The following is a 15,206-nucleotide window of genomic DNA, read 5'->3' on the forward strand; positions in this document are numbered from 1 at the left end:
GGCTTACTTCCCCTCCTCGCCTGCTGCGAGACCTTCGAGTTCGCCCTCGGCGAGATCGAGTATCTCGTCGATGGTCGACACGTCCAGGTCGGCGTCGGCTTCGGCGGATTGTTCGGGCAGCCAGGTCGCGGCCAGTTCCCTCAGGCGGCGGACCAGGGCTTCGTGCCGGGCGTCACCGGGGGGTGTGCGCCGCAGCTCGGCCTCGACTTCGTCCAGCCCGTCCCGCGTCGGGCCGGCCTGACTCTCGAGGATTCCGGCGAGCAGGTGCTCGGAGAGCGCCGCCGTTGTCGCGTAGGTGAACACCACAGTGGTCGGCAGCCGGAGCCCGGTCGCGGTGATCAAGCGGTTGCGCAGCTCCACGGCGGTCAGCGAATCGAAACCCAGGTCCATGAAAGCCCGCTCCGGATCGATCGCCGCCGCATCGTCGTGACCCAGGACGGCGGCCACCTCCGCCCTGACGAGTTCGTGCAGTGCCGGCGCCCGCTCGGATTCGGGCAGCGCCGCCAACCGTGCCGCCGACCAGCGCTGGTCGGGCTCGGCCGCTGTGCGGCGCGTGGGCACCCGTACCAGGCCCTGGAGTACGGAAGGCACGCCGAGGTGTCCCGCCTGGGCACGCAGCGACGAGAGGTTCAACTTCATCGGCACCACCGCCGGCACGTCCCACGCCCGCGCGAGGTCGAACAGGGCCAGACCCTCCTCGGTGGACAGCTCCGTGACGCCCGCACGTTCCATCCGCCGTACGTCGGCGTCACCGAGGTGTGCGGTCATGCCGGTGCGCTGGGACCAGAATCCCCAGGCCAGGGCGATCCCGGGCAGCCCCTCCGCCCGCCGGCGCAGTACCAGCGCATCCAGCACCGCGTTGGCGGCGGCGTAATTGCCCTGCCCCGGTCCGCCGAACACCGCTGACGCGGAGGAGAAGACGATGAAGTCCGACAGGTCGAGCCCCTGCGTGAGCAGATGCAGATGGAGCGCCGCGTCCACCTTGGGGGCCAGCACCGCCGACACCTGCGCGGGAGTCATGTCCGTGATCAGCGCGTCATCGAGGACACCGGCGGCGTGTACGACAGCGGTCAGCGGATGCGCTCCGGGCACCGCCGCCAGCACCTCGGCCAACGCTTCCTTGTCCGCCGCGTCGCAGGCCACGATGGTTGCCTCGGCACCCAGCTCCCGCAACTCCGCCGTCAGCTCGTCGGCGCCTTCCGCGCGCGGCCCGCCACGGCTCAGGAGAAGCAGGTGCCGGACGCCGGACTCGGTCACCAGGTGGCGTGCGAGCTCAGCGCCCAGCACACCGGTACCACCGGTGATCAGCACGGTTCCGTCCGGGTTCCACGCCCGGCCGGTCGGCCGGCCGCCCCCACTCGTCCTGGCCAGCCTCGGTACGTACAGCTCACCCTGGCGCACCGCCACCTGCGGCTCGCGGGATGCCAGCGCGGCGGGCAGCTGCTTGCACGCCTCGTGGGTGTCGTCCGCCTCGATCACGACGATCCGGTCACCGTGCTCGGACTGGGCGGAGCGCACCAGCCCCCACACGCCGGCGGCCGAGAGAGCCGGCGTCCGGCCGGTGAGGAGCACCAGCCTGGCACCGGCGAACCGATCGTCGGACAGCCAGGTCTGCAGGATGCCCAGCGTGTGCAGTACGGCGGCGCGCACGGCCACCGCTTCGTCGGGATCCCGCAGCGGCACCGGGACCACCACGACGGCCGGTGCGGAAACGCCGGCGCCGATGTGCTCGGCCAGGTCCTCGAAGCTCTCGTAGGAGCGGTCTGCCACCCCGGCGTCCACCAGAGAGCCGGACTGCGGTTCCACGGCGCCGACGACGACCCAGGGGCCGGTGTCCTGCGCCTGCTCACGGGCACCGAGCTTCGTCCACTCCAGATGGAACAGGGAGTGTTCTCCGGCGGACTTCAGGAGGTCGAGCTGCTTGGCGGGTGCCTTCCGTACCAGCAGCGATTCCACCGACAGGACGGGCCGCCCGGCCGCATCCCGCGCCACCAGCGCCACGGCGTCGGCGCCCTGCGCGGTCAGCTGGACGCGTAGTGAGGTGGTGCCGGTCGCGTACAGCGAGACGCCGTTCCACGAGAAGGGCAGCATGATCTGGCCGGAATCCGAGCCCGTGTGCAGCAGTCCGCCTGCCACCGCCGCCTGGACCGCCGCGTCGAGCAGGGCCGGGTGCGACTGGTACGCGTCCGCCTCCGGGAGGCACTGCTCGGGGAGCTCCACCTCGGCCAGGACGGCGTCGCCGTTTCTCCACACCGACCGCAGCCCCTGGAACGCGGAACCGTAGTGGAAGTCGTCAGCCGCCAGCCGTTCGTACAACCCCGAGATGTCGACCTGCTCCGAGCCGGGAGGCGGCCACGCGGCGTTGTCGACGGCGACGTTCTCCGCACCGGCCGACAACGTTCCGACCGCGTGCCGCGTCCAGCCCTGCCCGAGGTCGGCGCGGCGCGAATGCAAGCTGACCGAGCGCCGCGCGTCGTCGCCGGGCGCGCCGACCACGAACTGGATGTCCACCTCCTTGCCCTCGGGCAGCACGAGCGGCGTCTCGAAGGCCAGCTCTTCGATCCGGTCGCAGCCGGCCTCCTCTGCCACGAAGAGCGCCATCTCGACGAACGCGGTCCCCGGCAGCAGCACGGTTCCCAGCACGGCGTGGTCGTTGAGCCAGGAATGCTCACTTCCCGACAGGGTCCCGGAAAACACCAGGCCGCCTTCGGGCTGCGCCAGCGGGACGAGACCGGTCAGCAGCGGATGGGCTGTCGAAGCGTCCTTCACGGACGCGTTCTCTAGCCAGTAGTGGTCGTGTTGGAAGGGGTAGGTGGGGAGTGCGATGCGTTGGGTTGTGTGGTGGGTGAAGGTGGCGTTCCAGTCGATGTCGACGCCGTGGACGTGGGCTTCGCCGAGTGAGGTGAGGAAGCGGTTCATGCCTCCGTCGTCGCGTCGGAGGGTGGCGAGTGCGACGGTGGGGGAGTTGGTGTGGTTGTCGAAGGTGTCCTGGAGGCCCATGTTCAGGACGGGGTGGGCGCTGACTTCGATGAATACGTCGCGTCCGTCGTCGAGGAGGCGTCGGGTGGTCTCTTCGAAGCGGACGGTTTGTCGGAGGTTGCGGACCCAGTAGTCGGCGTTCAGTTCTGTGGTGTCGATGGGTTCGCCGGTGACTGTTGAGTAGAAGGGGATGCGGGAGGATGAGGGCTGGAGTCCTGTGAGGGAGGTGGTGAGTTCTTGTTCGATGCTGTCGACGTGGGCGGAGTGGGAGGCGTAGTCGACGGCGACCATGCGGGCGTGGATTCCCTCATTGGTCCGTGCGGTGACGAAGTCCTCGACGGCGTTGACGTCGCCGGAGATGACCACTGACCGTGGGCCGTTGACAGCGGCGACCGATAGCCCCTCCAGACCGGCGAGGTGTTCGCGTACTTCGTCCAGCGGCAGGGACACCGATCCCATGGCGCCGGAGCCGGCGAGTTTGTCCCGGATGAGCTGACTGCGCAGCGCGACGATGCGGGCTCCGTCGTCCAGGGAGAGTGCGCCCGCCACACAGGCCGCAGCGATTTCCCCCTGGGAGTGTCCGGCTACTGCGGAGGGGGTGACGCCCATGGACTGCCATAGTCCTGCGAGGGAGACCATCACTGCCCAGGAGGCGGGCTGGACGACGTCGACCCGCTCCAGCATGGAGGCGTCGCCGAGGACGTCGGACAGGGACCAGTCCACGTACGGGGCAAGCGCCTGCTCGCACTCGGTCATGAGTGTCGCGAACCCTGGGGAGGACTCCATGAGGTCCTGCCCCATGCCGACCCATTGCGCGCCCTGTCCCGGGAACACGAAGACGACCTCACGGTGGGCAACGGCCGTCCCCTCGGCCACCCAGGTCGTCAGGTCCCCGTTCAGGGCCACGGCGCGGTGTTCGAAGTGGGCCCGTCCCGTGGCGAGGGTGTATCCGACGTCGACGGGGTCGAGTTCGGGGTGGGTTTCCAGGTGGGTGCGCAGGCGGTCGGACTGGTCGCGTAGTGCGTCCGCGCTGCGGCCGGACAGGACCCAAGGCACCACGCTGCCGGTCTTGCGGGTGGGGGGCTGTTCCGGTGGAGCCTGTTCGATGATGACGTGTGCGTTGGTGCCCGAGACGCCGAAGGACGAGACGCCGGCCCGGCGTGGTCGGTCGGATGCGGGCCATGGCTGTGCGGCCGTGGCGAGTTCGACGCCTTCGCCCCACTGGACGTGCGGGGAGGGCGTGTCCACGTGCAGCGATGCCGGGACCACGCCGTGTCGCATTGCTTGGACCATTTTGATGATCCCCGCGACGCCGGCGGCGGCTTGGGTGTGGCCGAGGTTCGACTTGACCGACCCGAGCAGCAACGGAGTGCCGGAGCGCTGCTTGCCATACGTTTCGACCAGGGCGCCGACCTCGATCGGATCGCCCAGCCGCGTCCCCGTGCCGTGCCCTTCCACGACATCGACGTCACCTGGTCCCAGCCCGGCACCCGCCAATGCCTGTCGCACCACCCGCTCCTGGGCGCGTCCGCTCGGTGCCGTCAGCCCGTTCGAGGCGCCGTCCTGGTTCACGGCGGAGCCCCGCACCACGGCGAGCACTCGGTGCCCGTTCCGCACCGCGTCGGACAACCGCTCCACCACCAACACACCCACGCCCTCGGCGAACCCGGTGCCGTCGGCCGCCGCGGCGAAGGACTTGCACCTGCCGTCCGGGGCGAGGCCGCGCTGCCGGCTGAACTCCACGAACCGTGAGGGAGAGGACATCACGGTGACACCGCCTGCCAAGGCCAGGGAGGTCTCACCGGTGCGCAGCGACTGCACTGCCCAGTGCAGCGCCACCAACGACGACGAACACGCCGTGTCCACCGTCACCGCGGGACCCTCGAAGCCCAGTGCATAGGCCACCCGGCCGGACAGCACACTGGCGGCGCTCCCCGTTCCCAACTGTGCTTCCAGCGCGGCGGGGTAGCGCCTCAGCCTGGAGGCGTAGTCCTGCCCGTTGGACCCGATGAAGAGGCTGGTGTCACTTTCCCGCAGTGTGAAGGGGTCGATCCCTGCGTCTTCCAGGGCTTCCCAGGACGTTTCCAGCAGCAATCGCTGCTGCGGGTCCATCGCCAACGCCTCACGCGGAGAGATGCCGAAGAACTCCGGGTCGAAGTTCTTGGAATTCTCCAAGAACCCCCCGTGCCGGGTGTAGCTCGACCCTGCTTTTTCGCTGTCGGGGTCGAAGAGTGCGTCGACGTCCCAGCCTCGGTCCTCCGGGAAACCGGACACCGCGTCCCGTTCCGAGATCACCAGGTTCCACAAGTCAGCAGGGTTGGAAACCCCGCCGGGGTAATGGCATGCCATTCCCACGACCGCCACCGGCTCACGGCTGCTTTCGGTGAGTTCGCGATTTCGTTGTCGTAGTCGTTCGCTTTCCTTCACAGAGGCGCGTAGTGCGTTGATGAGCTGCTGTTCAGACATCATTACCCCAGGCTCGTGACTCAGATATCGCCGACTTGGTGTGCCATCTCGATGAGTGCGGCGAGATCAGCTGAGTCAGCATCAGCACCGGCTGCCACAGGTTCATCCGGCGCGCTTTCAGGCTCCGTGGACGGGGGAGGACTCGGAAACAGCTCGTCGCACAGTTTCCGCGCCATCGCCTCAGCCGTCGAGTACTCGAAGGCGAACGTGGTCGGTAGCCGCAGGCCCGTAGCCGCGTTCAGCTTGTTGCGCAGCTGCACGGCCTCCATGGAACCGAGGCCGAGTTCGGTGAATGCCGTCCTGGCACCGATCTCGCCCGAGTCCTCCTGGTATCCCAGGACGGCAGCGGCGTTCGTGCGGACAAGGTCCACCAGAGCGCGGATCTTTGCGTTGGTGGAAAGGCTGGCCAACCGGTGCCGGAGGGATGCGTCGGCCGGCTCTTTCGCCTGCTGAGCGCGCACCCTCCGGACGGGCTCGGCAGCTCCGAGCTTCTCGGCGGATATCGGCCGCAGCACCAAGGACTCCACCGATGCCACGGGGCGGCCCGTGGTCTGCGTAATGCTCAGTGACAGAGTGTCCGGCTGCCGCCTTGAGATCCTGCACCGCAGTACGGAGGCTCCCGTTTCGTACAACGACACCCCCGTCCAGGAAAAGGGCATCCGAATCTGTCGCGCTTCCTCATTCAGGTCAGCGACCAGCAGAGACTGAAGGAGCGCGTCGAGCAGTGCCGGGTGCAGGAGAAAGGAGCCGGAACCGCCGGCTTCTGGTCCGGCCAGTGCGACTTCGGCGAATACGTCCTGGTCGTTGCGCCATGCTGCGCGAAGGCACCGGAATGCCGGACCGTAGTCGTATCCGCGCTCGACCAAGTCCTCATAGGCACCGCTCAGATCGAGAGCGGTGGCACCCCTCGGCGGCCACTCCTCGGCTGCGGTGGAGGGGCCAGCGTCCCGCGCGGACGACCTCATCATGGAGCCGACCGCGTGCCGTACCCAGCCCGATCCGCTCTGGGAATGCACGCTGACCGCTCGCCTGCCATCCGCGTCCGGCGCTGCCACGGCAACCTGGAACTTGGCCCTGGCGCCCTCGCGGAAGACCAGCGGCGCCTCCAGGGTCAGTTCCTCGATATGGTCCGCCCCGACTTCCGCGCCCGCCCGGAACACCAATTCCAGCAACGCCGATGCGGGCAAGACCATGACGCCGCCGACTATGTGGTCGGCAATCCAGGGGTGAGTGCTCTCGGAGAAGCAGCCCGTGAGGAGAAGACCATCCGCCTGCGCCAGTTCCACCAGCGCGTTTGCCAGGATGTGGTTGATCGCTTCCTGTCCCGCAGCGTCGACGTCCGGCCTACGACTCCTGTTTTCGAGCCAGTAGTGGTCGTGTTGGAAGGGGTAGGTGGGGAGTGCGATGCGTTGGGTTGTGTGGTGGGTGAAGGTGGCGTTCCAGTCGATGTCGACGCCGTGGACGTGGGCTTCGCCGAGTGAGGTGAGGAAGCGGTTCATGCCTCCGTCGTCGCGTCGGAGGGTGGCGAGTGCGACGGTGGGGGAGTTGGTGTGGTTGTCGAAGGTGTCCTGGAGGCCCATGTTCAGGACGGGGTGGGCGCTGACTTCGATGAATACGTCGCGTCCGTCGTCGAGGAGGCGTCGGGTGGTCTCTTCGAAGCGGACGGTTTGTCGGAGGTTGCGGACCCAGTAGTCGGCGTTCAGTTCTGTGGTGTCGATGGGTTCGCCGGTGACTGTTGAGTAGAAGGGGATGCGGGAGGATGAGGGCTGGAGTCCTGTGAGGGAGGTGGTGAGTTCTTGTTCGATGCTGTCGACGTGGGCGGAGTGGGAGGCGTAGTCGACGGCGACCATGCGGGCGTGGATTCCCTCATTGGTCCGTGCGGTGACGAAGTCCTCGACGGCGTTGACGTCGCCGGAGATGACCACTGACCGTGGGCCGTTGACAGCGGCGACCGATAGCCCCTCCAGACCGGCGAGGTGTTCGCGTACTTCGTCCAGCGGCAGGGACACCGATCCCATGGCGCCGGAGCCGGCGAGTTTGTCCCGGATGAGCTGACTGCGCAGCGCGACGATGCGGGCTCCGTCGTCCAGGGAGAGTGCGCCCGCCACACAGGCCGCAGCGATTTCCCCCTGGGAGTGTCCGGCTACTGCGGAGGGGGTGACGCCCATGGACTGCCATAGTCCTGCGAGGGAGACCATCACTGCCCAGGAGGCGGGCTGGACGACGTCGACCCGCTCCAGCATGGAGGCGTCGCCGAGGACGTCGGACAGGGACCAGTCCACGTACGGGGCAAGCGCCTGCTCGCACTCGGTCATGAGTGTCGCGAACCCTGGGGAGGACTCCATGAGGTCCTGCCCCATGCCGACCCATTGCGCGCCCTGTCCCGGGAACACGAAGACGACCTCACGGTGGGCAACGGCCGTCCCCTCGGCCACCCAGGTCGTCAGGTCCCCGTTCAGGGCCACGGCGCGGTGTTCGAAGTGGGCCCGTCCCGTGGCGAGGGTGTATCCGACGTCGACGGGGTCGAGTTCGGGGTGGGTTTCCAGGTGGGTGCGCAGGCGGTCGGACTGGTCGCGTAGTGCGTCCGCGCTGCGGCCGGACAGGACCCAAGGCACCACGCTGCCGGTCTTGCGGGTGGGGGGCTGTTCCGGTGGAGCCTGTTCGATGATGACGTGTGCGTTGGTGCCCGAGACGCCGAAGGACGAGACGCCGGCCCGGCGTGGTCGGTCGGATGCGGGCCATGGCTGTGCGGCCGTGGCGAGTTCGACGCCTTCGCCCCACTGGACGTGCGGGGAGGGCGTGTCCACGTGCAGCGATGCCGGGACCACGCCGTGTCGCATTGCTTGGACCATTTTGATGATCCCCGCGACGCCGGCGGCGGCTTGGGTGTGGCCGAGGTTCGACTTGACCGACCCGAGCAGCAACGGAGTGCCGGACCGCTGCTTGCCATACGTTTCGACCAGGGCGCCGACCTCGATCGGATCGCCCAGCCGCGTCCCCGTGCCGTGCCCTTCCACGACATCGACGTCACCTGGTCCCAGCCCGGCACCCGCCAATGCCTGTCGCACCACCCGCTCCTGGGCGCGCCCGCTGGGTGCGGTGAGCCCGTTCGAGGCGCCGTCCTGGTTCACGGCGGAGCCCCGTACCACGGCGAGCACGCGATGTCCGTTTCGTACCGCGTCGGACAACCGCTCCACCACCAACACGCCCACGCCCTCGGCAAACCCGGTCCCGTCAGCGCCACTGGCGTACGAACGGCACCGGCCATCCGCGGACAGCCCCCGCTGCCGGCTGAATTCCACGAACGTCGCCGGGTTGGCCATGACGGTGACGCCGCCGGCCAATGCCAGGGAGCAGTCGCCGGATCGCAGCGACTGCACTGCCCAGTGCAGCGCCACCAACGACGACGAGCACGCCGTGTCCACCGTCACCGCGGGCCCTTCGAGCCCCAGCACATACGCCACCCGGCCGGACAGGACTCCGCCGGATTTTCCCGTGGTCAAGTGTCCTTCGAGCTCTGCGGGGACCTGGTCGACCGACGACGCATAGTCGTGATACATCAGCCCGGCGAACACACCGGTACTTGTGCCACGGAGCGAACGCGGGTCCACTCCGGCCGACTCGATCGCTTCCCAGGAAGTTTCCAGCAGCAATCGCTGCTGCGGGTCCATCGCCAACGCCTCATGCGGTGAAATGCCGAAGAAGCGCGCATCGAATTCTGCCGCCCCCTCCAGGAAACCTCCCCGCTTGGTGTAGCTGGTTCCCGAGTGATCGGGGTCCTCGTTGTAGAGAGTGGCTATGTCCCACCCACGATCGGCAGGGAATTCCGTGGTGGCGTCCTTGCCGGCGGATATCAGGTCCCATAGATCCTCGGGTGACCGCACTCCCCCGGGGTAGCGGCATGCCATCCCCACGATGGCGATGTGATCATCATCCGATGCCTTGCCATCTCGCGCGGGAATTTCCTGGAGCGAGTGCGACTCGGCCGGAGTTTCCGTGGTTGCTTCCTCGCCGAGCAGCGTGAAGAGGTGTTCGGCCAGAGCCAGCGGGGTGGGGTGGTCGAACACCAGGGTGTCCGGCAACGAGAGGCCCGTGACGTCATTCAGCCGGTTGCACAGCTGGACGGCGGCGATCGAGTCGAAGCCGGCGTCCTTGAAGGACTGGTCCACCTTGACCATGTCGGGCTGCAGATAAACGAGCACCTGAGCCACTTGGGTGCGAACCAGGTCGATTACGGAGTTGAGATCCGGGAAGCGTCGCATGGCGGAGCGGTCCTCGGCCGGGCTGGGAAAATTCTCCTGATTCACCTGAGCACCTCATCGAAAACATTGATTTCACCCCGGCATCGCAGGGCGAGGGAATCCGTAGTGATGGCACCTTCAACATGACCCGTATGACGACCGGGCATCCGGCGCGGAGTCATGGACTTGTCTGCGAGGACGGTGCCTTCGGTACGGTGTTCGCGGATACATGCGGTCAAGGCGCGACAGGGCAGCGCGACTGTGAGGGAACACCGAATTCGCTGAGCGACCCCCGTCTCACCGCAACGACTTCATATCTCAATCTTCATCAACAGTCGGGCTTGAACCCGGCCTTGCTGGTCAGGCCAGTCTTTCGCATAGCACCCAGGCTTCCAGGAAGTGACTCCAGCGTCAGGTTCATTCTCGAATGATCGACCGTATGGGGGGTTCATCGCTCCCGCAGCTCTTTGCAGGTGCTTGATTTCCTTAAAGTAGCAACGGCTATGGCGGCTTGCCATCATCAACTTTGACGGTTCTGCCCTGGGACTGGCCGGCCCAGGGCTGCCACCGGGCCGCCGTGCCCGGCCCCGGTGAGGCCCCTGGGCGGTCCGCCGCGCTGCTCGGGCGCGCCCTGGCCGAACGCGCGCCGCGGCGTAGCCATCACGGAGCCGGCCCGCACTCCTCGGCGTAGCGGGCCGGCCCCTCGGCCATGGTGGAGAAGGCGGATCAGCGGCCGGTCGCGCCGTCGATGAGCTCGCGGAGGATGCCCGCGTGGTCCGCGTGCCGGCCGGTCTCCTCGTGGTCTCCTTCCTTGTCGGGGCGGGTGCCGGCCGCCGTGTCAGGCGGCGCGGCGGATGACGAGGACGTGGTCGGTGACCTCGGCGGTGCGCCCGTCCGGTCCGGTCGCGATCCGGCGGGGCGCGTCGGCCCGCTCAACGGTCCAGGTCTGCGGCGCCAGGCCGATACCCGCGGCGACTTCCCGCGAGCTCGGGTAGCGGACGTCGGGCTCCTGGTTCCACGACCACGGCGCGGTCGAGCCGTGATCGACGACCAGCAGCCGCCCGCCCGGGCGCAGCGCGTGCGCGGCCGAGCGCAGCACGGTTGCCCGGTCCAGATCGAAGGGGGTGTGGAGGTAGTGGGCGCTGACCAGGTCGAATTCGCCGGGCGGGAAGGACGTGTGCAGGTCGGTCCGTACGGTGGTGACCCGGTCGTCCAGGCCGTGTGAGCGGACGAGGGCCGCGAGCCGCTCGACCGCTACGGCCGAGATGTCGACGGCGGTGACCCGCCACCCCTGGCGGGCGAGCCACAGCGCGTCGCCGCCGTTGCCGCATCCGAGATCCAACGCGTCACCGCGCGGCAGGCCGGCCCCCGTCTCGGTGAGGCGGGCATTCGGCTGCGGGCCGCCGGCTGCCGGTCGGGCCGCGTAGACGCCGTCCCAGAACGCGATCGCATCGGTGGTGTTCATCAAGACTCCTTGTGTCGGGATGCGCTCAGTTTTGCCGGGCACTCCACGACCTGGCACGAAATCTTGCGGTTACGGCAAGATGGCCTGATGGACCGCCAGACGGACGACGAGGTGCTGGACGCGGTGGGGCCGCGCCTTCGTGCGCTGCGCCGTGACCGCGGCATCACCCTCGCCGGCCTCGCGGCGACGACGGGCGTATCGGAGAGCACCCTGTCCCGGCTGGAGAGCGGGCAGCGCCGGCCGAGCCTGGAGTTGCTGCTGCCGCTGGCCCGTACCTACGACGTTCCGCTGGACGACCTCGTCGGCGCTCCGCGCACGGGCGATCCCCGGATACACCTCAAGCCGATCCGGCGGTTCGGGATGACCTTCGTGCCGCTGTCCCGGCGACCGGGCGGGGTGCACGCGTTCAAGATGATCATCCCGGCCCGGCCGGAACCACTCGAACCGACCCCGCAGACCCACGAGGGCTCGGAATGGCTCTACGTGCTCAACGGCCGCCTGCGGCTCGTGACCGGCGAGCGCGACCTGACGCTGCCGCCCGGTGAGGCAGCCGAGTTCGACACGTCCCTGCCCCACTGGCTGGGGAGCGCCGACGGCGGCGCGGTGGAGCTTCTCATCCTGTTCGGCCTGCAGGGGCTGCGTGCGCACGTACACACCGACCCTCATCGGCCCGGTCAGGCTCGACCGGATCAGGGGCGACCCGATCAGGGTTGACCCGATCAGTCGGGGAGGCAGCGGTGAACTCCGTTTGGAGGGACGGCGGTTACCTTCGGGCCGCGGTGTCGGAGGGGAGTTCGGCGAAGCGGTCGCGGTACGTGCTCGCGAAGCGGCCGAGGTGGGAGATGCCCCATCGGTAGGCGATCGTGCCAACGGGGTCGGTGGTGGTGAGGATGTCCGCACGGATCCGGTCGAGGCGCAGGTTGCGGACGTAGGACAGGGGAGAGACGCCGAGCCGGTCGCGGAACGCCGAGCTGAGGGTGCGAGGGCTGCAGTGGGCGGCCCGAGAGAGGTCACCGAGGCTGATGTGCTCGGTGAGGTTCGCCTCGATGAACGCGAGGGCTGCACGGACAGCGCGCGGCCGGCCGGGTGGCGGACCGCCGCGCAGCTCGTCCGTGTGCGAGTGCGGCTGGGCCAGGAGCAGGGCGGTGACGAGCGACCGCAGCTGGCCGCGCTGCACGTCCGGGCGCTGGAAGAGGGGGTCTTCCGAGTCCAGCTGTTCGAGGAGGGAACGGACCAGTAGCCGCACCGCCCGGCCCTTGGACGTGTCAAGGTCCAGGGCGAAGTCGAAACGTATGGGGGACAGTGGCGGGTGCCCGGTCAACGCACTGAACTCCTGGTCGACCAGGGCGGCGTCGAGGCGCAGCCCCAGGAACCGTGTCCCGCGGGCACGCACGGGCCGCAGCTCCTGCGACTCTCCGGGGTTGACGACGCCGGCCGTCGACTTGTCCAAGGTCGCCCGCAGGCTGCCGCGCGCTGCCGAGATCGCGCCGGAGACGCCGAGGTTGACGAAGTAGGACCGGCGGCCCTCGGCAGAGGCGACGCGCACATCGAGCGGCGAGGCGAAGTAGCCCACCGCGAAGTCGTCGGCGGCCACGCCGCGCAGTTCGTGATCGCCACTGCACAGGCCGTCCAGCGGCGAGGTGGCGATGGAGCCGCCGAAGAGCAGAGTGGCGGCGTTCAGCAGGTCGACGGGGTTCCGGGATCTGCTGATGAGGTAGGTGCGCAGCGGCTCCTCCGGCATGGCGTTCCCCTCCCTTGGTGCGCCCGCCGCGGCGCTGCGGAGCGGAAGCGGCGGGCGGGCCGAGTCCGTCGCCAGTGTCTCAGCCATGGGGATCTGCCCGCTGAGCGGTGATCGCCCCTTCAGCCCGTTGCTCTGTGCGCTCTTCGGACGGGCGCGCTCACATCGGTGGGGCGGCGAACAACCCCGGGTCCACGTCGTTGTGGGACTTGGCGGCGATGAACTCGTCCCGCTCGTCGGCCGTGCCCCACTCATCCCCGTTGGCGGGGTCGCGCAGGTCGTAGAGGTGGGGGTGCCAGGTGTCCTCGTCCAGGAGTGCCAGTTCGGTGGTGTACTCGACGGTGTTGCCGGCCCGGTCGAGGAAGTAGCTGAAGCAGTTGTCACCGGCGCGGTGCCGCCCCGGCCCCCACAGTCGCTCGATGCCCATGCGCCCCATGCGGCCGGTGCCGCGCATGAACTCGTCGATTCCGCGCATCTCGAAGGAGGCGTGGTGGAAGGCCGCGTGCGGCCCGCGCACGATGCCGAAGCTGTGGTGGAAGGTGTTGCACCGCAGGAACCAGATGATCTCGCCGCGGCCGCCGAGGCACATGGTGTCCGAGAGCCTGAACCCCAGGTGTCTGATGTACCAGGCAACCGTGGCCTCGGGGGTGGGGGAGTTCATCAGAACGTGGGAGAGGCGCACGGGAACCGGCTCGCGGGCCTCGATCCTGCGGTGCCGGCGCGCGGCGACGCCGGCGGAGACCTCCACCACGCGGCCCTCGTTGTCGAAGAACCGGACCGCGTAACCGCCCCCGGGTGTGTCCAACGGCTTCGGCTCGTGGACCAGCCGCACGCCCTGGCCGATCAGCTGTCCGGCCAGGATGTCGACATCGCCTGCGCCGGCAGCGCCGAAGGCGATCAGGTCGGTGCGCTTGTGGGTGTCCTCGCGCAGGCGCACCACGTACTGCTCCGGGGAGCCTTCGGCCGCCAGGAACGAGACACCGGTGTCACCCGCGGTCTCCGTCAGCCCCCACAAATCGGTGTAGAACTGCCGCTGCTCGGCGAAGTTCGGCATGGCGACATCGATGTGCCGCAGGTGAGTGATCAGACCGCCGCTGTTGCTCATGATGAACTCCCTTGTCGTGTGGGTCAGGTCGTGCCGGAGGCTCACGCGGGAGCGGCCATGAGCCGGTGGCCGGCATCCGTCAGCGGATACGTTTCGCGATGGCGCTGCGCGCGTTCCAGGCCCGCGATCGCCACCGAGGTCTCCACGAGCGTGCGGCACCGCTGCCTGCGCCGTCCCACGAACGCCTCCAGCCCGGCCCCGACCGCCCTGTGCCGCCCGAGTTCCTCGGCCAGCACGAGCCCGTCCTCGATGGCCAGTGCCGCGCCGCTGGCCATCTGCGGCGCGGGCGCGTGCGCGGCGTCACCGATGACGACGCCGTTGCCCCGGTTCCAGGCGCCCTCCAGGAACGCGGTCAGCACCGGGCGGCGCACCACCGACGTGGGCACGGACACCAGGGAGCGGATCTCCGCCACCCGGCCCGGGAAGCCTTCCAGTATCTGCCGCAGGCGCGGGACGAGCTCGCCTTCGGGCAGAACGCTCTGCTTCACGCCGTTCTCCGTCACGAACACGTACGCCTGGCTGACCGAGACGGGCACGAGGCCCGCCGAGTGGGCCTTCCCGGCGAAGTGGTGGATCCCGGTGGCCCACTGCGGGCGGGGTACCAGAGCCCGCCAGACCATCTGCCCGTGAAAATCGAGCGAGGTTTCCAGACCCAGCAGGCTCCGCACCGATGAGCGGATCCCGTCCGCGCCCACCAACAGCGCGACCTGCCGGACGGTCCCGTCCGACAACTGCACGCGGACCAGTTCCCCGTCCTGATCCACCGCCGTGACGGTCACTCCCTGTCGCACGATCACGCCGCGCCGCTCGGCCTCCGCGTGCAGGATGCGGTGCAGTACGGGGCGCGCTATGCCGGCCATCGCCGGTCGCCCGGCGCCGATCAGGCGCGGCAGCCGGTCCCGGCCCGCGGGTTCGCCGTCCACGTCCACGTGCGTGATCACGCTCATGCCGTAGCCCTCGGCCAGACAGCCGTCCGCGAGCCCCAGCACGGCCAGCGCACGCAGCGCAGGACCGGTCAGGCACAACCCCCAGCCGGAGGTCGCCCCCGACGGGCTGAGCTCGGCGATCTCCACCTGCCATCCCGCGCCTGCCAGGGCAGTGGCCGCCGTCAGACCAGCGACGCCCGCGCCCACGATCACGGCCGTACGCGCACCGCGACAGCTGTTCATGTACGCCTCCAGAGCACCTGATGTCTCCGGAACCGTAAGCGCC

General features: G+C 68.9%; 7 protein-coding genes. 1 reads left to right on the forward strand and 6 read right to left on the reverse strand.

What is annotated here, in order from left to right; all coding sequences use genetic code 11:
- Window positions 1-3 precede the first annotated feature (3 nt).
- The 3 genes from K7396_RS34080 to K7396_RS34095 form a co-directional block, all read right to left on the reverse strand.
- On the reverse strand, window positions 4-5,448 hold the full coding sequence (locus tag K7396_RS34080; RefSeq protein ID WP_223660311.1) for a type I polyketide synthase: 5,445 nt from the start codon (window positions 5,446-5,448) through the stop codon (window positions 4-6).
- Between the two features lie 17 nt (window positions 5,449-5,465).
- On the reverse strand, window positions 5,466-9,752 hold the full coding sequence (locus K7396_RS34085) for a type I polyketide synthase (protein WP_223660312.1): 4,287 nt from the start codon (window positions 9,750-9,752) through the stop codon (window positions 5,466-5,468).
- A 772-nt stretch (window positions 9,753-10,524) separates the two neighbouring features.
- A complete protein-coding gene (locus K7396_RS34095) occupies window positions 10,525-11,151 on the reverse strand; it encodes an SAM-dependent methyltransferase (RefSeq protein WP_086721934.1) in 627 nt (208 codons plus the stop codon).
- A gap of 87 nt (window positions 11,152-11,238) precedes the next feature.
- On the opposite strand from K7396_RS34095, the gene K7396_RS34100 reads away from it, so the two are divergent.
- Window positions 11,239-11,865 carry a helix-turn-helix domain-containing protein gene (locus K7396_RS34100; protein ID WP_086721933.1) on the forward strand — a complete coding sequence of 209 codons (627 nt, stop codon included), beginning with the start codon at window positions 11,239-11,241 and terminating at the stop codon, window positions 11,863-11,865.
- Window positions 11,866-11,914: 49 nt separating this feature from the next.
- On the opposite strand, the gene K7396_RS34105 is transcribed toward K7396_RS34100, so the two are convergent.
- The 3 genes from K7396_RS34105 to K7396_RS34115 all read right to left on the reverse strand — a co-directional run bounded on the left by K7396_RS34105 (window position 11,915) and on the right by K7396_RS34115 (window position 15,163).
- Window positions 11,915-12,892 (reverse strand): helix-turn-helix transcriptional regulator, encoded by a 978-nt coding sequence (locus K7396_RS34105; protein WP_086721932.1) that lies wholly within the window; start codon window positions 12,890-12,892, stop codon window positions 11,915-11,917.
- A 157-nt stretch (window positions 12,893-13,049) separates the two neighbouring features.
- A complete protein-coding gene (locus tag K7396_RS34110) occupies window positions 13,050-13,994 on the reverse strand; it encodes a VOC family protein (protein ID WP_086721931.1) in 945 nt (314 codons plus the stop codon).
- A gap of 41 nt (window positions 13,995-14,035) precedes the next feature.
- Window positions 14,036-15,163 (reverse strand): FAD-dependent monooxygenase, encoded by a 1,128-nt coding sequence (locus tag K7396_RS34115; protein WP_223660313.1) that lies wholly within the window; start codon window positions 15,161-15,163, stop codon window positions 14,036-14,038.
- Window positions 15,164-15,206: the final 43 nt, after the last annotated feature.

This window comes from Streptomyces angustmyceticus (genome assembly GCF_019933235.1).
GTDB lineage: Bacteria > Actinomycetota > Actinomycetes > Streptomycetales > Streptomycetaceae > Streptomyces > Streptomyces angustmyceticus.